At 58.2% G+C, this 23,743-nt stretch carries 20 protein-coding genes and 2 tRNA genes; 1 reads left to right on the top strand and 21 read right to left on the bottom strand.

The window, feature by feature from the left end:
- Window positions 1–37: 37 nt before the first annotated feature.
- From truB to rlmE, 13 genes are all read right to left on the bottom strand, one after another.
- Window positions 38–955 carry a tRNA pseudouridine(55) synthase TruB gene (gene truB / locus OC71_RS07950; protein WP_024011571.1) on the bottom strand — a complete coding sequence of 306 codons (918 nt, stop codon included), beginning with the start codon at window positions 953–955 and terminating at the stop codon, window positions 38–40.
- Between the two features lie 4 nt (window positions 956–959).
- A complete protein-coding gene (rbfA, locus tag OC71_RS07945; RefSeq protein ID WP_007961438.1) occupies window positions 960–1,358 on the bottom strand; it encodes a 30S ribosome-binding factor RbfA in 399 nt (132 codons plus the stop codon).
- A gap of 160 nt (window positions 1,359–1,518) precedes the next feature.
- Window positions 1,519–4,038, bottom strand: a complete 2,520-nt coding sequence (gene infB, locus OC71_RS07940; protein WP_041066807.1) for a translation initiation factor IF-2 — start codon at window positions 4,036–4,038, stop codon at window positions 1,519–1,521.
- 27 nt (window positions 4,039–4,065) lie between these two features.
- Complete coding sequence (gene nusA / locus OC71_RS07935; protein ID WP_003221546.1) at window positions 4,066–5,547, bottom strand: transcription termination factor NusA; 1,482 nt, start codon at window positions 5,545–5,547, stop codon at window positions 4,066–4,068.
- Between the two features lie 47 nt (window positions 5,548–5,594).
- Window positions 5,595–6,053 (bottom strand): ribosome maturation factor RimP, encoded by a 459-nt coding sequence (gene rimP, locus OC71_RS07930; RefSeq protein ID WP_007973115.1) that lies wholly within the window; start codon window positions 6,051–6,053, stop codon window positions 5,595–5,597.
- A gap of 138 nt (window positions 6,054–6,191) precedes the next feature.
- A tRNA-Met gene (locus OC71_RS07925) sits at window positions 6,192–6,268 on the bottom strand.
- Between the two features lie 97 nt (window positions 6,269–6,365).
- Window positions 6,366–6,451, bottom strand: a tRNA-Leu gene (locus OC71_RS07920).
- Between the two features lie 22 nt (window positions 6,452–6,473).
- The gene (secG, locus tag OC71_RS07915) at window positions 6,474–6,860 is read right to left on the bottom strand and encodes a preprotein translocase subunit SecG (protein WP_027610782.1); all 387 of its coding nucleotides are present in this window, start codon (window positions 6,858–6,860) and stop codon (window positions 6,474–6,476) included.
- A 4-nt stretch (window positions 6,861–6,864) separates the two neighbouring features.
- Window positions 6,865–7,620 (bottom strand): triose-phosphate isomerase, encoded by a 756-nt coding sequence (gene tpiA, locus OC71_RS07910; protein ID WP_008088336.1) that lies wholly within the window; start codon window positions 7,618–7,620, stop codon window positions 6,865–6,867.
- A 65-nt stretch (window positions 7,621–7,685) separates the two neighbouring features.
- Window positions 7,686–9,023 carry a phosphoglucosamine mutase gene (glmM, locus tag OC71_RS07905; protein WP_041066797.1) on the bottom strand — a complete coding sequence of 446 codons (1,338 nt, stop codon included), beginning with the start codon at window positions 9,021–9,023 and terminating at the stop codon, window positions 7,686–7,688.
- Between the two features lie 16 nt (window positions 9,024–9,039).
- The gene (gene folP / locus OC71_RS07900; RefSeq protein ID WP_041066794.1) at window positions 9,040–9,891 is read right to left on the bottom strand and encodes a dihydropteroate synthase; all 852 of its coding nucleotides are present in this window, start codon (window positions 9,889–9,891) and stop codon (window positions 9,040–9,042) included.
- A gap of 8 nt (window positions 9,892–9,899) precedes the next feature.
- A complete protein-coding gene (gene ftsH, locus OC71_RS07895; protein ID WP_027610779.1) occupies window positions 9,900–11,807 on the bottom strand; it encodes an ATP-dependent zinc metalloprotease FtsH in 1,908 nt (635 codons plus the stop codon).
- Between the two features lie 202 nt (window positions 11,808–12,009).
- Window positions 12,010–12,639, bottom strand: coding sequence for a 23S rRNA (uridine(2552)-2'-O)-methyltransferase RlmE (gene rlmE, locus OC71_RS07890; RefSeq protein ID WP_003221536.1), 630 nt, complete (start codon window positions 12,637–12,639; stop codon window positions 12,010–12,012).
- Between the two features lie 101 nt (window positions 12,640–12,740).
- On the opposite strand from rlmE, the gene OC71_RS07885 reads away from it, so the two are divergent.
- A complete protein-coding gene (locus OC71_RS07885; RefSeq protein WP_003221534.1) occupies window positions 12,741–13,049 on the top strand; it encodes a YhbY family RNA-binding protein in 309 nt (102 codons plus the stop codon).
- Window positions 13,050–13,058: 9 nt separating this feature from the next.
- Here the strand turns inward: OC71_RS07885 and OC71_RS07880 are convergent, their stop codons facing one another.
- The 8 genes from OC71_RS07880 to grpE all read right to left on the bottom strand — a co-directional run bounded on the left by OC71_RS07880 (window position 13,059) and on the right by grpE (window position 23,529).
- Window positions 13,059–13,463, bottom strand: a complete 405-nt coding sequence (locus tag OC71_RS07880; RefSeq protein ID WP_041066791.1) for a hypothetical protein — start codon at window positions 13,461–13,463, stop codon at window positions 13,059–13,061.
- 28 nt (window positions 13,464–13,491) lie between these two features.
- Entirely contained in the window at window positions 13,492–13,968 is a 477-nt protein-coding gene (gene greA, locus OC71_RS07875) for a transcription elongation factor GreA (protein WP_041066788.1), read from the bottom strand.
- Window positions 13,965–17,186: a carbamoyl-phosphate synthase large subunit gene (gene carB, locus OC71_RS07870; protein ID WP_041066785.1), complete on the bottom strand. Its 3,222-nt coding sequence runs from the start codon at window positions 17,184–17,186 to the stop codon at window positions 13,965–13,967. Before carB ends, greA begins: the two co-directional genes overlap by 4 nt.
- 126 nt (window positions 17,187–17,312) lie before the next feature.
- Window positions 17,313–18,449: a glutamine-hydrolyzing carbamoyl-phosphate synthase small subunit gene (gene carA / locus OC71_RS07865; RefSeq protein ID WP_041066782.1), complete on the bottom strand. Its 1,137-nt coding sequence runs from the start codon at window positions 18,447–18,449 to the stop codon at window positions 17,313–17,315.
- A 257-nt stretch (window positions 18,450–18,706) separates the two neighbouring features.
- On the bottom strand, window positions 18,707–19,513 hold the full coding sequence (gene dapB / locus OC71_RS07860; protein ID WP_041066780.1) for a 4-hydroxy-tetrahydrodipicolinate reductase: 807 nt from the start codon (window positions 19,511–19,513) through the stop codon (window positions 18,707–18,709).
- A 9-nt stretch (window positions 19,514–19,522) separates the two neighbouring features.
- Entirely contained in the window at window positions 19,523–20,647 is a 1,125-nt protein-coding gene (dnaJ, locus tag OC71_RS07855) for a molecular chaperone DnaJ (RefSeq protein WP_003221522.1), read from the bottom strand.
- A 296-nt stretch (window positions 20,648–20,943) separates the two neighbouring features.
- Window positions 20,944–22,860, bottom strand: coding sequence for a molecular chaperone DnaK (gene dnaK / locus OC71_RS07850; RefSeq protein WP_041066777.1), 1,917 nt, complete (start codon window positions 22,858–22,860; stop codon window positions 20,944–20,946).
- Between the two features lie 102 nt (window positions 22,861–22,962).
- Window positions 22,963–23,529 (bottom strand): nucleotide exchange factor GrpE, encoded by a 567-nt coding sequence (gene grpE, locus OC71_RS07845; protein WP_007961425.1) that lies wholly within the window; start codon window positions 23,527–23,529, stop codon window positions 22,963–22,965.
- Between the last annotated feature and the right edge of the window lie 214 nt (window positions 23,530–23,743).

Raw genomic sequence — 23,743 nt, 5'->3', positions numbered from 1 at the left:
CACTCGCCGGCCTGCTGTTACACAGACCGGTTTCCGGTCATTCTGACCGAATCAGTCGACGCGGCGCGATGCGCCCGTCTTCGCTCACTTCACCGATACCGATGAAGCGACCGTTGTGATCCTGTACCCGTACCATGCCGAACTTCGGCGCATCCGGGGCACGTACTGGCTGGCCGTTGAGCCAGTAGAACGCACTCGCTTCGGAGAAGTGCAGCAGCGGCCAATCCTGCAGGCCGCTGTCCGATGGCATCAGGAAACGGTCGACCGCTTCGTTGCCGCCTTCGGCATGTACCGCTTCCAGCTCTTCGAGGGTCACGGTCTGCGCCAGGGTGAAAGGCCCGGCCTGGGTACGACGCAGTTCTGCGACGTACGCACCACAACCGAGTTGCTCACCGATATCCTCCACCAAAGTGCGAATATAGGTGCCCTTGCTGCAATCCACCGCAAGACGCGCAGTATCGCCTTCGAAGGCCAGCAATTCCAAGCGCGCAATAGTAACAGAACGCGGTTCGCGCTCCACTACTTCGCCTGCACGGGCCAGCTTGTACAGCGGCTGACCATCACGCTTGAGTGCCGAGTACATCGGCGGTATCTGACTGATTTGCCCGCGAAATTTCGGCAGAACCGCTTCGACATCGGCGCGACCAACGGTCACCGGGCGCTCCTGCAAAACCTCACCCTCAGCGTCCGCCGTGGTGGTGGTCTTGCCCAGTTGCGCGAGGGTTTCGTAACCCTTGTCGGAATCGAGCAGGTATTGCGAGAACTTGGTTGCTTCGCCAAAGCACAGCGGCAATACACCGGTGGCCAACGGGTCGAGGCTGCCGGTGTGACCGGCCTTCTCGGCGTTGAGCAACCAGCGAACCTTCTGCAACGCGGCGTTGGAGGTGAACCCCAGCGGCTTGTCGAGCAGGATGATACCGCTGACGTTACGACGGATACGTTTGACCTGAGCCACCGAATTACTCCTTGGTGTCTTCAGGTGCAGCAGCCACGTGCTGATTGTCCTCAGCCACGGCGCGCTCGATCAGGGCCGACAGATGCGCGCCACGCACGACGCTTTCGTCGTAGTGGAAGTGCAATTGCGGCACGCTGCGCAGCTTCATTTCACGAGCCAGTTGCATGCGCAGGAAACCTGCGGCAGCGTTGAGCACCTTGATGCTTTGCGCGATGTCTTCGGCGTTGTCCTGCCCCATCACGGTGATGAAGATCTTCGCGTGACCGACGTCACGGCTGACTTCCACAGCAGTAATGGTGACCAGGCCGACGCGCGGGTCTTTGACTTCACGACGGATCAGCTGGGCCAGCTCACGCTGCATCTGATCGCCGATACGTTGGGTACGGCTGTATTCTTTTGCCATGATTTTGTTACCTGTTACTGCCCTACGGTGAAACCCGCAAGGTCTGAAAGCGGCAAACGCCCGGCCTGACAAAAGCCAGACCGGGCGTTGCGTTTAGAGTCCTGACGCCGTGGCGCGCATCTGCATGCGGCGGCTCGGCGTGGCCCTTGAAGTGCGCGAGTCAGAGGCTGCGAGCAACCTGAACCTTCTCGAAGACTTCGATCTTGTCACCGACTTTGACGTCGTTGTAGCTCTTCACGCCGATACCGCATTCCATGCCGGCACGTACTTCGGAAGCGTCATCCTTGAAGCGGCGCAGGGATTCCAGCTCGCCTTCGAAGATAACGATGTCTTCACGCAGTACACGGATCGGACGGTTACGGTGCACAACACCTTCGATCACCATGCAACCGGCGATCGCGCCAAACTTCGGCGAACGGAACACGTCACGCACTTCGGCCACACCCAGGATGTTCTCGCGAACATCGCTGCCGAGCATGCCGGTCAGGGCTTTCTTGACGTCTTCGATGATGTCGTAGATCACGTTGTAGTAACGCATGTCCAGACCTTCCTGCTCGACGATCTTGCGTGCGCCAGCATCGGCACGCACGTTGAAGCCGAACAGTACAGCGTTGGAAGCCAGTGCCAGGTTGGCGTCGGATTCGGTGATACCACCGACACCGCCACCGACTACGCGCACTTGCACTTCGTCGTTGCCCAGGCCGTTCAGAGCGCCCTGCAAAGCTTCCAGCGAACCACGGACGTCGGATTTGAGGACGATGTTGAGCGTCTTCTTCTCTTCCTGGCCCATGTTTTCGAAGATGTTTTCCAGCTTGCCGGCGTGAGCGCGAGCCAGTTTGACTTCGCGGAACTTGCCTTGACGGAACAGAGCCACTTCACGGGCTTTCTTCTCGTCGGCAACCACGCTCATCTCGTCGCCAGCGTCCGGCGTACCGTCAAGACCCAGGATCTCGACCGGAATGGCCGGACCGGCTTCCTTGATTGGCTTGCCGTTCTCGTCGAGCATGGCGCGCACGCGGCCATAGTTCGAGCCGACCAGCACCATGTCGCCTTGACGCAGCGTACCGTCCTGAACCAGAACAGTGGCTACCGGGCCACGACCCTTGTCCAGACGCGATTCGACGACAACACCACGGCCAGGAGCCGATGGGGTGGCGGTCAGTTCGAGCACTTCGGCCTGCAGCAGAACGGCTTCGAGCAGTTCGTCAACGCCGGTACCCATTTTCGCCGAAACCGGTACAAATGGCGTGTCGCCGCCCCAGTCTTCGGAAGTCACGCCGTGAACCGACAGTTCGCTGCGGATGCGATCGAGGTCGGCACCTGGCTTGTCGATCTTGTTCACCGCAACCACCAGGGGAACGCCAGCCGCCTGAGCATGCTGAACAGCCTCGATGGTTTGCGGCATCACGCCGTCGTCCGCCGCAACGACCAGGATCACGATGTCGGTCGCCTTGGCACCACGGGCACGCATTGCGGTAAACGCAGCGTGACCAGGGGTGTCGAGGAACGTCACCATGCCACGGTCGGTTTCAACGTGGTATGCACCGATGTGCTGGGTAATGCCGCCGGCTTCGCCTGCAGCTACCTTGGCACGACGGATGTAGTCGAGCAGGGAAGTCTTACCGTGGTCAACGTGGCCCATTACGGTCACGACTGGCGCACGGGAAACTGCCTCGCCTTCAAACTTCAGGGACTCGGCCAGGGAATCTTCCAGGGCGGTGTCGCTGACCAGGGTCACTTTGTGGCCCAGTTCTTCAGCTACCAGTTGAGCAGTTTCCTGATCGAGTACCTGGTTGATGGTCGCTGGAGTGCCCAGTTTGAACATGAACTTGATGATTTCAGCAGCCTTGACCGACATCTGCTGGGCAAGATCGCCAACAGTGATGGTCTCGCCGATCTTCACTTCACGCACGACAGGACCGGTAGGGTTCTGGAAACCGTGAGCGTTGCGCTTCTTCAGCTTGGCCTTGCCGCGACCACCACGACGGAAGCCATCGCTTTCTTCGTCGGTAGTGCGTGGCGCCACTCGTGGAGCCGGCGCTTTTTCTTTGACCGATGCGCGATGCGGAGCGTTTTTGCGCTCGCCATCGCCGCCGCCACGACGACTGTTATCGTCGGCACGTGGTTTGTCCGGACGGCGCTGTTCGTCACGCTTGCGCGTGTCGGCAGCTGGCGCAGCAGCGACAACCGGTGCGGCTTCGCGCACAGGTTCAGCGACTGGCGCAGGTGCTGCAACAGCTTCGGCAGGAGCGCTCGGCGCAGCAGCAGGCTGGCGACGCGCTTCTTCTTCAGCGCGCTGCTTGGCTTCTTCTTCAGCCTTCTGACGGGCAGCATTTTCTACTGCGCGACGCTCTTCCAGTTCACGCTGGCGCTCGGCTTCGATTTCTTCCGGGCTACGCTGTACGAAAACCTTCTTCTTGCGAACTTCTACGCTGATGCTCTTGCTACCAGCCACACGCAGGGTGCTGGTGGTTTTACGCTGCAGCGTGATTTTGCGTGGTTCTTCCACTTTCGCCTTGTGGCTGCTTTTCAAGTGAGTCAGCAGGGATTGCTTCTCACTGTCAGTCACATGTTCTTCGGCGGCGGTGTGCGGCAGACCTGCCTCACGCATCTGCTGCAACAGGCGCTCTACCGGTGTTTTGACCTCATCGGCCAGTTGTTTCACCGTGACTTGCGTCATGCACTTCTCTCCTCAGGCCGCGCCTAATTACTCGAACCAGTGGGCTCGGGCGGCCATGATCAACTTGCCGGCACGATCATCGTCAATGCCGTCGATGTCGAGCAGGTCGTCAATAGACTGCTCGGCCAGGTCTTCGCGGGTAATTACGCCGCGCACCGCCAGTTCCATCGCCAAATCCTTGTCCATACCCTCAAGCGAGAGCAGGTCTTCGGCCGGATGGGCGTCTGCCAGCTTTTCCTCAGTAGCGATGGCTTTGGTCAACAAACGATCCTTGGCACGAGCGCGAAGCTCGTTGACGATGTCTTCGTCAAAGCCGTCGATGTTGAGCATTTCTTCCAACGGTACGTAGGCAATCTCTTCCAGGCTGGTGAAGCCTTCATCTACCAGCACCTGAGCCAGCTCTTCGTCGACTTCCAGCTCGTCGATGAAGTTGCGCAGGATGTCGCCGGTTTCTGCTTGCTGCTTAGCCTGGATGTCCGATTCGGTCATCACGTTCAGGGTCCAGCCAGTCAACTGGCTCGCCAGACGCACGTTCTGACCACCTCGACCGATGGCCTGAGCCAGGTTGTCTGCGCCAACGGCGATGTCCATTGCATGGGCATCCTCGTCAACGATAATGGCCGCCACTTCTGCCGGCGACATGGCATTGATCACGAACTGCGCCGGGTTATCGTCCCACAGGACGATATCGACACGCTCGCCACCCAACTCGCCCGACACGGCCTGGACGCGCGAACCGCGCATACCGATGCACGCGCCCTGCGGGTCGATGCGTTTGTCCTTGGAACGGACAGCGATCTTGGCACGCGAACCCGGATCACGGGACGCCGCCATGACTTCAATCAGGCCTTCGGCGATTTCCGGCACTTCGATGCGGAACAACTCGATCAGCATTTCCGGCGCGGTACGCGACAGGATCAACTGCGGGCCGCGGTTCTCGGTGCGGATTTCCTTGAGCAGTGCACGCAGACGCACACCGACACGGAAGGTTTCGCGAGAAATGATGTCTTCACGGGCCAGCAACGCTTCGGCGTTGTTGCCCAGATCGACGATCACGTTGTCGCGGGTGACTTTCTTCACGGTGCCGGAGATGATTTCTCCCAGGCGCTCGCGATAGGCGTCGACCACTTGAGCGCGCTCGGCTTCACGCACTTTCTGCACGATGACCTGTTTGGCGGTCTGTGCTGCAATGCGCCCGAACTCGATGGATTCGATCTTTTCTTCGACGACGTCGCCGACCTTGGCGCCCGGATGCGTTTCGGCAACCTTGCTTGGCCAGGTTTCGATCGCAGGATCGTCGAGATCATTCTCTTCGACGACTGTCCAGCGACGGAAAGTCTCGTAGGAACCGGTGTGGCGGTTAATTTCCACACGCAGGTCAACTTCGTCTTCAAAACGCTTTTTGGTAGCAGTGGCCAGAGCCAGCTCCAGCGCTTCAAAAATCACGCTTGCCGGTACACCCTTTTCATTGGATACCGACTCAACAACCAGCAGTACTTCTTTGCTCATCGTACGCCTCGCCTTTCGCAAGCCATTGGATCCGCGGGATCCGCGTCTCAGTCAAAACTGGGAATAATGTTGGCCTTGTCGATCATATCGATCGGCAACAGGAACTCATGGTCTTCTACCTGCACCACGACGTCCTGTTCTTCTACACCGCGCAGAAGGCCCTGAAAGTTGCGTCGACCCTCAAAAGGCGAGCGCAGCTTGATCTTCACTTGTTCACCGGCAAATTTTGCAAACTGCTCAAGAGTGAACAGTGGGCGTTCCATGCCAGGCGAGGAAACTTCGAGGGTGTATTCAACGGAGATCGGATCTTCAACATCCAGGACACCGCTGATCTGACGGCTGACAATGGCGCAATCGTCCACCAGCACGCCACCCTCTTTATCGATATAAACGCGCAACATCGAGTGACGACCTTGAGCCGAAAACTCGATACCCCAGCATTCATAGCCTAGGGCCACGACCACCGGGGCCAACAAGGCCTGCAACTCTTCTAGCTTGCTCGACACCTGAACCCCCTCGTGCATGTAAATGCATGCGCTGCAAAATAAAAAAATGGGCGAAACGCCCATCCTTGAAACGCCGTCGAACATCGGCGTAGAAAGTGTCCAGCTAACAAAAAGCCCCTGAAAAGGGGCTCCTTAAACTGGTTGCGGGAGCCGGATTTGAACCGACGACCTTCGGGTTATGAGCCCGACGAGCTACCAGACTGCTCCATCCCGCGACAAAGCTGGGGCGGAAGTATACGACCGATCCCTTATAGGGTCAATGTAACCTTCCACCTGCAAGAAAGCCCGCAACAGCGGGCTCTCCTGACTAATTGGTACCGAGAAGGGGACTCGAACCCCTACACCCTATGGGCACAACCACCTCAAGGTTGCGTGTCTACCAATTCCACCACCTCGGCAAAACTACGTTTGAAACTCTTCTTACTTCTGCTCTTGAGCTGGAGGTACGTCAGTCGCTGGAGTAGCCGACTTTTGCTCTTGAAGCACCGGGACATCATCAGAAGCCGGTTGTTGTTGCTTAGGTACTTCCAACACTGCTGGATCTGGTAAACCTGCTTGAGTCAGCTGATGAGCCTTCTCTTTAGCAAAGTAACCTAACCCCAAGCTGGTTATGAAGAAACCGGCGGCAAGTATAGCAGTAAACTTACTAAGAAAGGTAGAGGAACCTTGGCTTCCGAACACAGTATTTGAAGCACCTGCTCCGAAAGACGCGCCAGCGTCCGCACCTTTACCCTGCTGCAGCAAAACCAGAGCAACTACGCCCAATGCACCCAGCAGATGAAAAACGACTACGACTGTTTCCAGCATTTTTTCAGTTTCCCGCGGCGCGACAAATCGCACCGAACTCATCTGCATTCAGGGAAGCTCCACCAATGAGCCCCCCATCGATATCCGGCATGCCGAACAGTTCGACCGCATTGGCCGCCTTCACGCTGCCGCCGTATAGAAGCCGCACACCTCGCGCGACTTCAGAATTCTCTGCCGCCAATTGCTCTCGAATGGCCTTATGCACATCCTGAGCCTGTTGCGGCGTTGCAGTCAGCCCGGTACCAATGGCCCAGACAGGCTCGTAAGCAATGACTGCCTTGGCAAAGGCACCAACACCCAGCTCCTCGATGATGCTGCCCAACTGACGCCCGACAACCTCAAGAGTTTTTCCGGCTTCGCGCTGTTCGAGGGTCTCCCCTACACACAACACCGGAATCAAGCCACATGCCTGTGCCGCTGCGAACTTGCGATTCAGCATCCCGTCTCGCTCGCCCATTATCTGGCGGCGCTCGGAGTGCCCGACAAGCACCAGGGAACAACCTGCATCCACCAACTGACTAGGAGCAATCTCGCCAGTCAACGCACCTTGCATGGATTCCACCGCAGAATTCTGCGCACCGACCGAAATCGATTTACCTTTCAAGCCATCAATCACTTGATTGATATGCAAGCAAGGCGGGAATACCGCGACATCAACACCGCTTGGCAAGGCCAGATGACGAAGGCCGTTGATCAGCTCAGCGACGCTGGCGCGGGTACCGTGCATCTTCCAGTTACCAGCTACCATAGGGCGACGCATGCTGTACCTCGTCGGTCAAAGTGGGCGCAGATGTTACCCAACACAATCATGGCTGGCAAGCCGAATCAGGCAGAAACTTCAGTTACCAGTTTTGCCAGCTCTTCGGCGTAGCTGCGAACCTGAGTTTCATCCTCGCCTTCGACCATCACACGCACCAATGGCTCTGTGCCGGACTTGCGCAGAAGCACGCGACCACGACCCGCCATTGCCTCGGTTACACGCGCACTGGCTTCCTTGACAGCCGGGTGCTCAAGCGGACTTTCGCCACCACCGAAGCGCACATTGATCAGTACCTGAGGGCACTTGCGCAAAGCCTGACGCGTTTGCGCAAGACCTTCATTGCGGGTTTTCAGTGCCATCAGCACCTGCAGCGCAGCAATGATTGCATCACCTGTAGTGGTGTGATTGAAACAAACGACATGTCCCGAGTTCTCACCACCAACCAGCCAGTTACGTTCCAGCAACTCGGCGATCACGTAACGGTCACCGACATTGGCTCGAATGAACGGTATCGAAAGATCTGCCAGTGCGAGTTCAAGCCCCAGATTGCTCATCAGGGTACCGACTACGCCACCCTGCAACTTGCCACGCTCGTGCAGATCACGCGCAATGATGAACAGCAGCTCGTCGCCATCGACAATGGCGCCCGTGTGATCGACCATCAACACCCGGTCACCGTCACCATCAAAGGCGATCCCCAGATCAGCGTGCTCGGCGAGAACAGCGGCCTGCAGCGGCCCCATATGGGTCGAACCGCAATTGTCATTGATGTTCAGACCATTGGGCTGAGCCGACAGCACGACCACTTCAGCGCCCAACTCACGAAAGACACTAGGAGCAACTTTGTAGGTCGCTCCGTGTGCGCAGTCGATCACAATTTTCAAACCGGAAAAGCTGGTACCGGTAGGCACACTGCTTTTACAGAATTCGATGTAGCGACCCGAGGCGTCGTTGATACGCGACACCTTGCCAATTTTGCTCGACTCAACCACGGTCATCGGGGTATCGAGCAATTCTTCGATCATCAGCTCCAGCTCGTCAGGCAGTTTGGTGCCTTTACCCGAAAAGAACTTGATACCGTTATCGTCATGCGGGTTATGTGAAGCACTGATCACGATCCCGGCTTCGGCTTGAAACGTGCGCGACAGATAGGCAATGGCGGGCGTCGGCATCGGACCGAGCAGCATCACATCGGCGCCCGCCGATGTCAGACCTGCCTCAAGCGCCGATTCGAACATGTAGCCGGAGATTCGCGTGTCCTTGCCAACCAGCACCTTGCACGCGCCCATCTTGCGAAAGGCCATACCGGCCGCCCAGCCGAGCTTGAGCATGAAGTCCGGAGTGATCGGATATTCACCGACACGGCCACGAATACCGTCAGTACCAAAGTATTTCTTGCTCATAAGTGCTCCATCATTCTTATTCGGCTGATTCCACGGCCGCTAGCATGCGCACCACGTCTACCGTTTCCGCCACATCATGGACGCGCAGGATACGCGCACCTTTCACCGACGCCAGTGCCGCGAGGGCCAGACCGCCATGCAGACGCTCGCCCACGGGGCGATTCAGCGCCTGGCCAATCATGCTTTTGCGCGAGACACCAACCAATAGCGGACGCCCCAGCGCATGCAGGGCTTCCATATGCTTGAACAAGCTTAGATTGTGCTGCAGGGTTTTCGCGAAACCGAAACCGGGATCAAGAATGATCCGCTCTGCAGGAATGCCCACCGCCGCACATTGAGCCATGCGCTCTGCCAGAAACTCTCCCACCTCCCGAGTGACGTCCTGATAGTGCGGATTGTCTTGCATGTCACCCGGCTCGCCGAGCATATGCATCAGACAGACCGGCAATCCGGTCGCCGCTGCTGCATCCAGCGCGCCATCACGGCGCAGCGAACGCACATCATTGATCAACCCGGCGCCCAGGCGCGCCGTTTCACGCATCACCGCTGGCGTCGAAGTATCGACCGAGATGACCACATCCAGCTCGCGATTGATCAACTCCACGATCGGAGCTACGCGCTCCAACTCTTCCAACGGCGAAACCGCTCGAGCACCAGGCCGGGTCGATTCGCCGCCAACATCGATCAGCGTCGCACCAGCAGCCACCATGGCCTCGGCGTGACGCAAGGCCACGTCGAGTTGATTGTACCGGCCGCCATCGGAGAAGGAATCGGGAGTGACATTGAGAATGCCCATGACATGCGTCTGGGCCAAATCAAGAACCCGGTTGCCGCAAGGCAACCGGGTCAGGGACTGTACAGAAGTCATTTCAAACCTTAAACGTCAGCAGCCGGACCGCCGATCGGTGTTTCCGGACGCTCATCCTGAATCACCGGAGGCGGAGGCGTACCCGTGCCACCTGTCCAGTCACGCGGTTCACGTGGCGTACGACCCGCCATGATGTCGTCGATCTGCTCGGCATCAATAGTTTCATACTTCATCAGCGCATCAGCCATGGCATCCAGTTTGTCACGGTTGTCCGTGAGGATCTGCTTGGCCGTGCCGTAGCACTGATCAATGATGCTGCGCACTTCAGAGTCGATAAGTTTGGCTGTCTCACCGGAGAAGCTGGCATTCTGACCGCCACCACCGCGACCGAGGAACACCTCTCCCTCTTCTTCGGCGTACATCAGCGGACCGAGTTTTTCCGACAGCCCCCACTTGGTCACCATGTTCCGCGCAATCTGACTGGCACGCATGATGTCATTGGACGCGCCGGTGGTCACACCGTCGAAACCAAGAGTCATTTCTTCGGCGATACGCCCACCGTACAGCGAGCAGATCTGGCTGATCAGCGCACGCTTGGACAGGCTGTAGCGATCCTCTTCCGGCAGGAACATGGTCACACCCAGCGCACGACCACGTGGAATGATCGAAACCTTGTAGACAGGATCATGCTCAGGCACAACGCGCCCAACGATCGCATGACCCGCTTCGTGATAAGCGGTGTTCTGTTTCTCTTTCTCGGACATGACCATGGATTTGCGTTCGGCGCCCATCATGATCTTGTCTTTGGCCAGTTCGAACTCTTTCATTTCGACGATGCGCTTGCCGCTGCGTGCAGCGAACAGCGACGCTTCGTTGACCAGGTTGGCCAGATCCGCGCCGGAGAAGCCCGGGGTACCGCGCGCGATAACGGCCGGAGCCACATCATCACCCATTGGCACTTTACGCATGTGAACCTTGAGGATCTGCTCGCGACCACGGATGTCCGGCAAACCTACAACGACCTGACGGTCGAAACGGCCCGGACGCAGCAGCGCAGGGTCGAGCACGTCGGGACGGTTGGTCGCTGCAATCACGATGATGCCGTCATTCATTTCGAAGCCGTCCATCTCTACCAGCAACTGGTTGAGAGTCTGCTCACGCTCGTCGTGACCGCCGCCCATGCCGGCGCCACGGTGGCGACCGACGGCGTCGATCTCGTCGATGAAGATGATGCAAGGCGCGTGCTTCTTGGCCTGCTCGAACATGTCGCGAACGCGGCTTGCACCAACACCCACAAACATTTCAACGAAGTCGGAACCGGAGATGGTGAAGAACGGCACTTTCGCTTCGCCGGCAATCGCCTTGGCCAGCAAGGTTTTACCGGTACCCGGAGGGCCGACCATCAATACGCCGCGAGGAATACGACCGCCGAGGCGCTGGAACTTGCCCGGATCACGCAGGAACTCAACCAGCTCACCAACTTCTTCCTTGGCTTCGTCGCAACCAGCAACGTCAGCCAGCGTGGTCTTCACCTGATCTTCGGAGAGCAGGCGTGCCTTGCTCTTGCCAAAGCTCATCGGTCCACCCTTGCCGCCGGCACCACCCTGCATCTGGCGCATGAAGAACATGAACACCGCGATGATCACCAGGATCGGGAAGCTGGCCACCAGAAGTTGGGTCCAGATGCTTTGCTGCTCAGGCTGCTTGCCTTCAACCACAACGTGATTGTCGACCAGATCGCCGATCAGGCCATTGTCCTGGATCGCCGGACGAATGGTCTTGAAGCTGTCGCCATCGTTGCGCTTGCCGGTAATCACATAGCCGTCAACGGCTACGCGCTCGACCTTGCCATCCTTGACCTGCTGGATGAAGTCGGAATAGTTGAGGGTCTGCGGCTCGTTAGGGCTGGAGAAGTTGTTCATCACCGTCACGAGGACTGCCGCGATGATCAACCACAGGATCAGATTCTTTGCCATATCGTTCAATTAACTACCCTCTGAAGCAAGCTCCGCTACTGGCGCGCGCTTCGCATGATATTCACCGGCCTAACTTACTACATTACCTACAACTCTTGCAGGCGCCGTCTGTAACCCTTTGTGAAACACTTTCTACACAATATTCGCTTATGCACGCGGGGCAAAATACGAAAAACCTATCACCCTGCCAAAAAACCTCGTTTTACTCATTACCTCCGCGGTAGCCCCAAGCCAGCATGTATTGCTCGCGGGAGCTGCCACGGGAAGAGTCCGGCTTGATCATCTGGATCTTGTCGAACTTTTTCCGAGCATCCTTCAGGTAGACATCAAAACCTTCGCCCTGAAAAATCTTGATCACGAAATTACCACCCGGCTTGAGTATCCGCTCTGCCAGATCAAGCGCCAGCTCGCAAAGGAACATGGCTTTGGGCATGTCCACTTCAGGCGTACCACTCATATTGGGGGCCATATCGGAAATCACAAGGTCCACCTGTGAATTACCCACGGCTTCAAGGATTCGCGCGAGCACTTCGTCCTCGGTGAAGTCACCTTGAATGAAGGTCACGTCCGGAATGCTGTCCATTTCCAGGATGTCCGAAGCGATCAGTCGCCCCTGACCACCAATCAGCCGGCTGGTGACCTGTGACCAGCCGCCAGGCGCCGCGCCCAGGTCGACAACGCTCATGCCGGAGCGGATCAGCTTGTATTTCTCCTGGATCTCCAGAAGCTTGTAACTCGCACGCGAGCGGTAGCCATCCTTCTGCGCCTGCTTCACATAAGGATCGTTGACATGTCGTTTCAGCCAACCAAGGCTTGTCTTGGAACGCGCCATTGGGCACCTCGATAATAAGGGTCGTGATTAATTGGGCGGATCCACGAACCCTCGGGTAAAATGGCCGCCATTTTACAGAATCCAGACGAAAGGGTCAGATTATGCCGCTCACTCCAGAGCAGAAGAAACAGTACAAATCCATTGGTCACCACCTGAAACCGGTTTTGACGGTGGCGGACAACGGTCTGACTGAGGGTGTATTAGCCGAACTTGAACGCGCCTTGGCGGATCACGAGTTGATCAAGATCAAGCTCAACATCCTCGACCGCGAGTCGCGCCTGGCGCACATTGCAGAGCTGTGCAAGGTCGGCAAGGCTGATCTGGTACAGGTCATCGGCAAGATGGCGCTGGTTTATCGCAAGAACTTCAGCGTCAACAAGCAGCTGTCGAACGTTCATCGCTTCAAGTGATGACAAGGGTCAAGGGTGTGCTTCGCGCACCCTGCCACTCCATCCCGGCAGCGGCTGCAACACCAGCACCAGCCCGGAGAAGCCCAACAGCAGAAAACTGAATGCCTGCCAGCGCTGCGCTTGCGGCCAGCCGACATGCACGGCGACAAACATCGCACACGCATAAAGTGCCATCAGCAGCACCTGCCCGCGAAAGTCCCGCCACAGACTGGCAAGGCCCTCGGCCTGTACCAGCACCAAAGCCTGAAAAATCACGCATGCCGCGGCAAAACCCGCCACCGGTACTTCGAATGCATCGGCAACTTCATCGATCAGCAACGGTGCCAGACCAATCTTGCCCAGCACCGGTCGCAAACCGAGGTGAATCAACCAGAAGCCGCCGACCCACAACATCTGGGTCAGCTGCCAAAGCATGGCGCCCGCACGTAGCGGGCGCCTGCCTTCAGATGTGACGGACTTCGACAATCTCGTACTCGATAACACCACTCGGCGTTTTCACGGCAACCACGTCACCCTCTTCCTTGCCGATCAAGGCACGGGCCAAGGGCGAGCCGACCGAAATCTTGCCGAGTTTGAAGTCAGCCTCATCCTCACCCACGATGTGGTAAGCGACGCTTTCATCCGTCTCGACGTTGGCGATTTCGACGGTGGTACCGAAGATCACTTTGCCGGTGTGCGGAATGGTCGTGACATCAATGATGACCTGATTCTGGATCCGGCCTTCGATATCGCGGATCCGCGCCTCGACCATGCCCTGCTGTTCGCGGGCGGCATGGTATTCGGCGTTTTCCTTCAGGTCACCCAGCTCGCGAGCCGTACCGATGTCCTGGCTGAGCTTCGGACGAACGACCTTGGTCAGGTGAGCGTGTTCTTCTTCCAGGGCTTTTGCACCCTGGACGGTCATTGGGTACTTGATCATGCCTTCAATCCTGCGTGTAGATCCTGCAAGCGGCGTACGGTCTTCTCGGGACCGAACTTCAGCGCTTCACAGATAGCCTCGCCCGCAGCAATGGTGGTGGTGCAGTAGATCTTGTGCTGCAGAGCATTGCGACGAATGGAGTAGGAATCAGCGATCGACTGACGACCTTCGGTGGTGTTGATGATCAGGGTGACTTCGTCATTCTTGATCATGTCGACCACGTGCGGACGACCCTCGGTCACCTTGTTCACGCGGCGCACTTTCAGGCCTGCGGCTTCGATCAGCTTGGCAGTACCGGCAGTGGCGACCACTTCGAAGCCCAAGTTGATCAGATCACGGGCCACGCCTGCAACCAGCGGCTTGTCATCGTCACGCACGCTGATGAACGCGGTACCGCCGGTCGGCAGCACTTCGCTGGCGCCCATCTGGGCCTTGGCGAATGCTTCACCGAAGGTGTCGCCGACGCCCATCACTTCACCGGTGGACTTCATCTCTGGGCCGAGGATCGGGTCAACACCAGGGAATTTGGCGAACGGGAACACCGCCTCTTTCACGCTGTAGAAGTTCGGGATGATTTCCTTGGTGAAGCCGACTTCTTTCAGAGTCTTACCGGCCATGACGCGAGCCGCGATCATTGCCAGGGAGACACCGATGCACTTGGACACGAACGGTACGGTCCGCGAAGCGCGCGGGTTGACTTCGATGACGTAGATGTCTTCGCCCTGCAGCGCCAGTTGCACGTTCATCAGGCCGACAACGCCCAGTTCCAGGGCCATTTTCTTGACCTGTTCGCGCATCTCGTCCTGGATGTGTGCCGGCAGCGAGTACGGCGGCAGCGAGCACGCGGAGTCACCGGAGTGAACGCCCGCCTGTTCGATGTGCTGCATGATCGCGCCGATCACCACGTCTTTGCCGTCGCAGACCGCATCCACGTCCATCTCGATGGCGCAGTTGAGGAAGTGGTCGAGCAGCACCGGGCTGTCGTTGGAGACTTGCACCGCATCACGCAGGTAGCGCTTGAGTTCGTCTTCCTTGTAAACGATTTCCATCGCGCGGCCGCCCAGTACGTAGGACGGACGCACCACCAGCGGATAACCGATTTTCGCGGCAGCGCGAACGGCTTCGTCTTCGCTGCGTACGGTGGCGTTTGGCGGCTGACGCAGGTTAAGACGCTCAACCATTTGCTGGAAGCGCTCACGGTCTTCGGCACGGTCGATGGCATCAGGGCTGGTACCGATGATCGGCACGCCAGCAGCTTCCAGGGCACGCGCCAGTTTCAGCGGCGTCTGGCCGCCGTACTGGACGATCACGCCTTTGGGCTTCTCGACGCGGCAGATTTCCAGCACGTCTTCCAGGGTTACTGGCTCGAAGTACAGACGGTCGGACGTGTCGTAGTCGGTGGAAACGGTTTCCGGGTTGCAGTTGACCATGATGGTTTCATAGCCGTCTTCGCGCAGTGCAAGAGCGGCGTGTACGCAGCAGTAGTCGAACTCGATGCCCTGGCCGATACGGTTCGGACCGCCACCCAGAATCATGATCTTGTCGCGACCGGACGGCGCCGCTTCGCACTCTTCCTCGTACGTCGAGTAGAGGTACGCGGTGTCGGTGGCGAACTCGGCAGCACAGGTGTCAACGCGCTTGTAGACCGGGAACACTTCCAGTTTTTGACGGTGAGTACGCAGATTCTTCTCGGTCACACCCAGCAGCTTGGCCAGACGCTGATCAGAGAAGCCTTTGCGCTTGAGCTTGAACATCAGGTCGCGGTCGATAGCGGACAGACCGAGAGTCTTGACCTTCTCTTCTTCCTTGATCAGATCTTCGATCTGCACCAGGAACCACGGGTCGATCATGTTCATGCCGAAAATGTCTTCGACGGTCAGACCAGCACGGAACGCGTCCGCCACGTACCAGATACGCTCGGCGCCCGGCACGGTCAGCTCGCGCTTGAGGATGCTCATGCTTTCCGGATTGCTCAGGTCGAGCTTCTCGTCCAGACCGCAAACACCGACTTCCAGACCGCGCAGGGCTTTCTGCAGGGATTCCTGGAAAGTACGGCCGATGGCCATGACTTCACCCACCGACTTCATTTGCGTGGTCAGGCGTGCGTCAGCCTTGGCGAATTTCTCGAAGGCGAAACGTGGCAGCTTGGTCACGACGTAGTCGATCGACGGCTCGAAGGACGCCGGGGTCTTGCCGCCAGTGATGTCGTTCGACAGTTCGTCGAGGGTGTAGCCCACAGCCAGTTTGGCCGCGACTTTGGCAATCGGGAAACCGGTGGCTTTCGAAGCCAATGCCGAGGAACGCGATACGCGCGGGTTCATCTCGATCACGACCATGCGGCCAGTGTCCGGGCAGATACCGAATTGCACGTTGGAGCCGCCGGTCTCGACGCCGATCTCGCGCAGTACCGCCAGCGAGGCGTTACGCAGGATCTGATATTCCTTGTCGGTCAGGGTCTGTGCCGGAGCAACGGTGATGGAGTCACCGGTGTGCACGCCCATCGGGTCGAAGTTCTCGATCGAGCAGACGATGATGCAGTTGTCCTTTTTGTCGCGGACAACTTCCATTTCATATTCTTTCCAGCCGATCAGCGATTCGTCGATCAGCAGCTCTTTGGTCGGCGACAGGTCCAGACCGCGGGCGCAGATTTCTTCGAACTCTTCACGGTTGTAGGCGATACCGCCACCGGTGCCACCCATGGTGAAGGACGGACGGATGATGCACGGGAAGCCCAGACGCTCGAGGACGGCGTTGGCTTCTTCCATGCTGTGGGCGATACCGGAACGCGGGCATTCCAGACCGATGGATTTCATGGCCTTGTCGAAACGCGAACGGTCTTCAGCCTTGTCGATGGTGTCGGCGTTGGCACCGATCATTTCCACGCCGAACTTTTCCAGAACGCCTTCGCGCTCCAGATCCAGGGCGCAGTTCAGTGCAGTCTGGCCGCCCATGGTTGGCAGCACCGCGTCCGGGCGCTCTTTTTCGATGATCTTGGCCACGGTCTGCCACTTGATCGGCTCGATGTACGTGGCGTCGGCCATGTCCGGGTCGGTCATGATGGTGGCCGGGTTGGAGTTCACCAGGATGACGCGGTAACCCTCTTCGCGCAGGGCTTTGCAGGCCTGGGCGCCGGAGTAGTCGAATTCACAGGCCTGGCCGATAACGATCGGGCCAGCGCCGAGAATCAGGATGCTTTTAATGTCTGTACGTTTTGGCATGGGTTTGTCACTCAAATCCGCAGGTCAGTCGGCAAGCCGTCTTGATCGATTTCTGAAGCCCTGAGGGGCGCCACCGGTGTCGGGGCCGCCCTCGAGGGCTTCTCGCTACAGTCTCAAGGCGAACGCTTAGCGTCGCTTGGCCATCTCGTTGATGAAGCGGTCGAACAGGGGCGCCACATCGTTCGGGCCCGGGCTCGCTTCAGGGTGGCCCTGGAAGCTGAACGCGCTCTTGTCAGTGCGCTCGATGCCTTGCAGGGTGCCGTCGAACAACGATTTATGGATCGCACGCACGTTGGCTGGCAGGGTCGCTTCGTCAACCGCGAAACCGTGGTTCTGGCTGGTGATCATCACGACGCCAGTGTCCAGATCCTGTACCGGGTGGTTGGCACCGTGGTGGCCGTGACCCATTTTCAGGGTCTTGGCGCCGGAGGCCAGAGCCAGCAGCTGGTGACCAAGGCAGATACCGAAGACCGGAATCTCGGTTTCCAGCACTTCCTTGATCGCCTTGATCGCGTAGTCGCAAGGCTCCGGATCACCAGGGCCGTTGGACAGGAACACACCGTCCGGCTTGAGCGCCAGCACGTCGGCTGCCGGGGTTTGCGCCGGCACCACGGTCACGCAGCAGCCGCGCTCGACCAGCATGCGCAGGATGTTCAGTTTGACGCCGTAGTCGTAGGCAACCACGTGGTATGGCAGCTCGGACGCCTCGATGGTCGCGTGGCTGTCGGTCTTCAGATCCCAGACAGTGGAGCGCCATTCGTACTTTTCCTTGGTGCTGACGACTTTCGCCAGATCCATGCCCTTCAGGCCCGGGAAACCCTGCGCGGCGGCAATTGCAGCTTCTTCGGAGATGTTGTCGCCGGCCATGATGCAGCCGTTCTGTGCGCCTTTTTCACGCAGGATGCGGGTTAGGCGGCGGGTGTCGATACCGGCGATTGCCACAACGTTGTTGGCTTTCAGGTAGTCGGACAGGGACATCGTGTTACGCCAGTTGCTCGCTACCAGTGGCAGGTCACGGATGACCAGACCAGCGGACCATACGCGGTCGGACTCGGCATCTTCCGGCGTGGTGCCAGTGTTGCCGATGTGCGGGTAAGTCAGGGTAACGATCTGTTGGGCGTAGGAAGGATCGGTAAGGATTTCCTGATAGCCGGTCATTGCGGTGTTGAACACCACCTCACCAACGGTTTGACCGTCGGCTCCAATGGCTTCGCCGCGAAAAATGCTGCCATCAGCAAGGGCGAGTATGGCTGGCTTAGTCAAGAAGACCTCCCGTAAATAACGCATGAAAGGGCAATCGCAGGTTGTAAAAAAGCGGAGTGACGTATGGACACGTCACCCCGCTTCTTCACTGAATTATTCTGCGCGCTTTTAGTGGACACACTAAAGCTGTAGCTTACAGAAAAAGGCTTTTTTGGTCCACCGCTAAAGAGCCTAAAAGGCCGGAGAATGCGACAGGCCGTCGCGCGATGTAGAAAAACCAGCGCAAACCGGGCGTTTGCGCTGGGTAAATCCGTCTATCAATGCAGGTCGAGCACGTCCTGCATGTCATACAGACCCGGCTCGCGGCCATCGAGCCACAACGCCGCACGCACCGCGCCCTTGGCGAAGGTCATGCGACTGGAAGCCTTGTGCGTAATCTCCAGGCGCTCGCCTTCGCAGGCAAACAGCACGGTGTGATCGCCGACCACATCACCACCGCGAACGGTGGCGAAACCAATGGTTTCCCGCTCGCGCGCACCGGTGTGACCTTCACGACCATAGACCGCGACTTTCTGCAGATCACGATCCAGCGCATCGGCGATCACTTCACCCATGCGCAGCGCCGTGCCCGAAGGCGCGTCAATCTTGTGCCGGTGATGCGCTTCGATGATTTCGATGTCGGCCTCGTCGCCCAGCACCCGGGCAGTCATTTCGAGCAGCTTCAGCGACAGGTTGACCCCGACGCTGAAGTTGGCCGCAAACACGATCGGAATATCCTTGCCCGCCTCGGCCAGCAGCTGCTTTTGCGCAGCGTCGAGCCCGGTGGTGCCGATGACCATGGCCTTGCCAGCCTTGCGACAGAACGCGAGGTTTTTCAGCATGACTTCCGGCAGGGTGAAATCGATCAGCACATCGAACTCTTCAGCCACCGATTCGAGATTGCCGGACAACGGCACACCGATGCGACCCAGCGAAGCCAGCTCACCGGCGTCCACCCCGATCAGCGTACTGCCGGGACGAACGATCGCCGCGGTCAGGCCGGTCAATGGCGCGCGCTGTTGCACGGCTTCGACCAGAATCTTGCCCATGCGCCCGGCGGCGCCCATCACAGCTATACGTCGCATGCCGACTCCTTACAGATCGCCGAAGAATCGCTTCACACCATCGAACCAACCAGTGGTTTTCGGCGAGTGGCTGTTATCGTCCGCCAGCGAGCTGCGGAATTCCTCGAGCAATTCGCGCTGACGACGATTCAGATTGACCGGGGTCTCGACCGCTACGCGGCACATCAGATCGCCCGCACCACCGCCACGCACCGGCGCCACGCCTTTGCCGCGTACACGGAACTGCTTGCCGGTCTGGGTGCCTTCGGGGATTTTCAATTTGACGCGACCGTCGAGAGTCGGGATTTCCAGTTCGCCGCCGAGCGCCGCATCAACAAAGCTGATCGGCACTTCGCAGAACAGATGTTTGCCATCGCGCTGGAAGATGTCGTGCTCGCGCACGTTGATCACCACGTACAGGTCGCCGGTCGGGCCGCCCTGGGTACCCGCCTCGCCTTCGCCAGACAGACGAATGCGGTCGCCAGTATCAACGCCAGCCGGCACCTTCACCGACAGGGTCTTGTACTCTTCGACGCGACCGTCGCCGTGGCAGGAATCGCACGGATCGGAAATGATCTTGCCCTGACCATGGCAGCGCGGGCAGGTCTGCTGCACCGAGAAGAAGCCCTGCTGCATGCGCACCTGACCGATGCCGCCGCAGGTCGGGCAGGTCGATGGCGACGAGCCTTTCTTCGCGCCAGAACCATCACATGGCTTGCAATTGACCAGTGTCGGAACGCGGATATTCACGGTAGTGCCGCGCACCGCTTCTTCCAGATTCAGCTCCAGGGTGTAGCGCAAATCGCTGCCGCGCTGGGCGCCGCCACGGGAACCGCCGCGACCGCCACCGAAGAAGTCACTGAAGACATCACCAAAGATGTCAGAGAAATTCTGCCCGCCGAAACCGGCACCACCGCCACCCATGCTTGGGTCGACGCCAGCATGACCGTACTGGTCGTAGGCCGCGCGCTTGCTCGAATCGGACAATACTTCGTAGGCCTCGTTGGCCTCTTTGAACAGTTCTTCCGACGCTTTGTCATCAGGATTACGGTCCGGGTGGTGCTTCATCGCCAGGCGACGATAGGCCTTTTTCAGGTCTGCATCGCTTGAACCACGCTCTACACCCAACACTTCGTAATAGTCACGCTTTGCCATAAGTCTTTGCACTCTTGAGGACGTTCGGCAAACCCCTCCTGAGGATGGCCAAACTCGTTGAGCCCCAATACAGGCCCGGACCCAACTCACGTCAATTCAACGATCCTGGTCTTTGTTTCTTGTGGTACTTGCGGCGCGAAAAGCAGGAGCATTCCCGGCCATACCAACAGCACGCAAGGCTTGTCGCATGCTGTAAAAATTCATGTATTCCAGATACGCCAACGCGGGAGCAAGCTCCCGCGCGGCGACATCCTACCAGTCACCGCCGCAAGGCAGTCAACCGGCCGACCAACAACTTACTTGTGGTCTTTGACTTCTTCGAACTCGGCATCGACAACATCGTCAGCCTTTTCAGCTTTCTCGTCGTGCGGCGCCGCGCCTTCAGCAGGCTGAGCCTGTTCGGCGTACATCTTCTGGGCAACCGGAGCCGAGACTTTCGACAGCTCTTCGATCTTCGCTTCGATGGCAGCCTTGTCGTCGCCTTTCACAGCGGCTTCCAGTGCAACCACGGCAGCTTCGATCGCGGTCTTCTCTTCGGCGCTGACCTTGTCGCCCGCTTCGGTGACCATTTTACGAGTCGAGTGAACCAGTGCATCACCCTGGTTACGGGCAGCGGCCAGCTCTTCGAACTTGCGGTCTTCCTCAGCGTTCAGCTCGGCGTCGCGAACCATCTTCTGAATTTCTTCATCCGACAGACCGGAGTTGGCCTTGATGGTGATCTTCTGCTCTTTGCCGGTCGCCTTGTCTTTCGCGCCAACGTGCAGGATGCCGTTTGCGTCGATGTCGAAGGTCACTTCGATCTGCGGCACGCCACGTGGAGCTGGTGGAATGTCGGCCAGGTCGAATTTGCCCAGCGATTTGTTCTGCGCAGCTTGCTTACGCTCACCTTGCAGGACGTGAATGGTCACGGCGCCCTGGTTGTCGTCGGCAGTCGAGAACACTTGCGATTTCTTGGTAGGAATCGTGGTGTTTTTCTCGATCAGCGCGGTCATCACGCCACCCATGGTTTCGATACCCAGGGTCAGCGGACTGACGTCGAGCAGCAGAACGTCTTTCACGTCACCGGCCAGAACGGCGCCCTGAATCGCAGCACCCATGGCAACCGCTTCGTCCGGGTTCACGTCTTTACGTGCTTCTTTACCGAAGAAATCAGTCACCAGCTTCTGTACGAGCGGCATACGGGTCTGACCGCCGACCAGAATCACGTCGTTGATCGCGCCAACGTCGATACCGGCGTCTTTCATTGCGATACGGCAAGGTTCGATGGTGCGCTGAACCAGGTCTTCAACCAGTGCTTCGAGCTTGGCACGCGAAATCTTCACGTTCAGGTGCTTAGGACCGGTGGCGTCTGCAGTGATGTACGGCAGGTTGACGTCGGTCGACTGCGCGGACGACAGCTCGATCTTGGCTTTCTCAGCGGCTTCTTTCAGGCGCTGCATGGCCAGCGGGTCACCTTTGAGGTTCATGCCGCTTTCTTTCTTGAATTCGTCAACGAGGTAGTCGATCAGACGAATGTCGAAGTCTTCACCGCCGAGGAAGGTGTCACCGTTGGTGGCCAACACTTCGAACTGGTGCTCGCCGTCAACTTCAGCGATCTCGATCACGGACACGTCGAAAGTACCGCCACCCAGGTCGTAAACGATCACGGTGTGATCGCCCTTGGCCTTGTCCATACCGTAAGCCAGAGCCGCTGCGGTTGGTTCGTTGATGATACGTTTAACGTCCAGACCGGCGATGCGACCGGCGTCTTTGGTCGCCTGACGCTGGCTGTCGTTGAAGTAGGCCGGAACGGTGATCACCGCTTCAGTCACAGGCTCGCCGAGGTAGTCTTCGGCGGTTTTCTTCATCTTCTTCAGGATTTCAGCCGAGATTTGTGGCGGCGCCATTTTCTGGCCGTTCACTTCAACCCAGGCGTCGCCGTTGTCAGCCTTGGCGATTTTGTACGGGACCATCTTGATGTCTTTCTGTACGACTTCTTCGTCGAACTTGCGACCGATCAGACGCTTCACCGCATACAGGGTGTTGTGCGGGTTGGTCACTGCCTGACGCTTGGCCGACTGACCAACGAGGATTTCACCATCGTTGGCGTAAGCGATGATCGACGGCGTGGTGCGCGCGCCTTCGGCGTTTTCAATAACTTTGGCTACGCCGTTTTCCAGCACGGAGACGCAGGAGTTGGTAGTCCCCAGGTCGATACCGATAATTTTGCCCATGTTCACTCTCCCGAAACTTTGGATTTTGTTGCCGCAGCAGTGGTGGCTAACTGCGGTAATACTTAAACGCTTGACTTCTAAATGGGGGCCTTGCGGCTAATTTCAAGCCTTCTCGTCAATCGAAGGCGAAATTGGCGCCGGCGCCTTGCTGACCACAACCATGGCCGGACGCAACAGGCGACCGTTGAGCTGGTAGCCCTTCTGGAACACCTTCAGAACGCTGTTCGGTTCGACGTCGGCGCTTTCCTGCATGGCCATCGCCTGATGATGAACGGCGTTGAACGGTTCGCCATGCGGATCGATCGCTTCAAGCTGATAACGCTTGAGGGTGTCGTGGAACATTTTCAGGGTCAGCTCGATGCCTTCGCGCATCGGACGGATGCTTTCGTCGTCCGGGCTCGACAACTCGAGACCGCGCTCCAGGCTGTCAACGATCGGCAGCAAGTCACCGGCGAATTTTTCCAGCGCAAACTTGTGCGCCTTCTCGACATCCTGCTCGGCACGGCGGCGGACGTTCTGCAGATCGGCAGCTACGCGCAGCGACTGATCCTGCGCGGCGGCCAACTGCTCTTCGAGCACTTGTACACGGGTCGCCAGGTCGTCACCCGAAGTTTCGGGCGCCTGATTGGCTTCTGGATTTTGCGTATCTACTGTCTGTTCGTCAGCCATAGAATTCTCCTTTCAATTACGTCCGCGAGCTGTACTCGCGCTTCTGCCCCGATATATGGGGCCGCAAAATCAGGCTTCAAGGGCCTGCAATGATTAACCCTACAAAAAAGTGCTGCATTGTCATTCCCGCTCGGACTAAGCATTTGATCGGATCAAGCAAATCGAGCTAAGCGAGGGCATTGTCAGCCTGAAACAAAACACTGTATAAATAACC

Source organism: Pseudomonas sp. W15Feb9B (assembly GCF_000828175.1).
Taxonomy (GTDB): Bacteria; Pseudomonadota; Gammaproteobacteria; order Pseudomonadales; family Pseudomonadaceae; genus Aquipseudomonas; species Aquipseudomonas parakoreensis.
Note: the sequence above shows the minus strand (reverse complement) of the source record. Positions and strands in the feature narration are given on the sequence as shown.

Excerpts from the sequence above, each read along its gene's own strand:
- rbfA (WP_007961438.1), bottom strand. The coding sequence starts at position 1,358 with ATGGCAAAAGAATACAGCCGTACCCAACGTATCGGCGATCAGATGCAG.
- infB (WP_041066807.1), bottom strand. The coding sequence starts at position 4,038 with ATGACGCAAGTCACGGTGAAACAACTGGCCGATGAGGTCAAAACACCG.
- nusA (WP_003221546.1), bottom strand. The coding sequence starts at position 5,547 with ATGAGCAAAGAAGTACTGCTGGTTGTTGAGTCGGTATCCAATGAAAAG.
- secG (WP_027610782.1), bottom strand. The coding sequence starts at position 6,860 with ATGCTGGAAACAGTCGTAGTCGTTTTTCATCTGCTGGGTGCATTGGGC.
- tpiA (WP_008088336.1), bottom strand. The coding sequence starts at position 7,620 with ATGCGTCGCCCTATGGTAGCTGGTAACTGGAAGATGCACGGTACCCGC.
- glmM (WP_041066797.1), bottom strand. The coding sequence starts at position 9,023 with ATGAGCAAGAAATACTTTGGTACTGACGGTATTCGTGGCCGTGTCGGT.
- folP (WP_041066794.1), bottom strand. The coding sequence starts at position 9,891 with ATGACTTCTGTACAGTCCCTGACCCGGTTGCCTTGCGGCAACCGGGTT.
- ftsH (WP_027610779.1), bottom strand. The coding sequence starts at position 11,807 with ATGGCAAAGAATCTGATCCTGTGGTTGATCATCGCGGCAGTCCTCGTG.
- rlmE (WP_003221536.1), bottom strand. The coding sequence starts at position 12,639 with ATGGCGCGTTCCAAGACAAGCCTTGGTTGGCTGAAACGACATGTCAAC.
- OC71_RS07885 (WP_003221534.1), top strand. The coding sequence starts at position 12,741 with ATGCCGCTCACTCCAGAGCAGAAGAAACAGTACAAATCCATTGGTCAC.
- OC71_RS07880 (WP_041066791.1), bottom strand. The coding sequence starts at position 13,463 with ATGCTTTGGCAGCTGACCCAGATGTTGTGGGTCGGCGGCTTCTGGTTG.
- greA (WP_041066788.1), bottom strand. The coding sequence starts at position 13,968 with ATGATCAAGTACCCAATGACCGTCCAGGGTGCAAAAGCCCTGGAAGAA.
- carB (WP_041066785.1), bottom strand. The coding sequence starts at position 17,186 with ATGCCAAAACGTACAGACATTAAAAGCATCCTGATTCTCGGCGCTGGC.
- dapB (WP_041066780.1), bottom strand. The coding sequence starts at position 19,513 with ATGCGACGTATAGCTGTGATGGGCGCCGCCGGGCGCATGGGCAAGATT.
- dnaJ (WP_003221522.1), bottom strand. The coding sequence starts at position 20,647 with ATGGCAAAGCGTGACTATTACGAAGTGTTGGGTGTAGAGCGTGGTTCA.
- dnaK (WP_041066777.1), bottom strand. The coding sequence starts at position 22,860 with ATGGGCAAAATTATCGGTATCGACCTGGGGACTACCAACTCCTGCGTC.
- grpE (WP_007961425.1), bottom strand. The coding sequence starts at position 23,529 with ATGGCTGACGAACAGACAGTAGATACGCAAAATCCAGAAGCCAATCAG.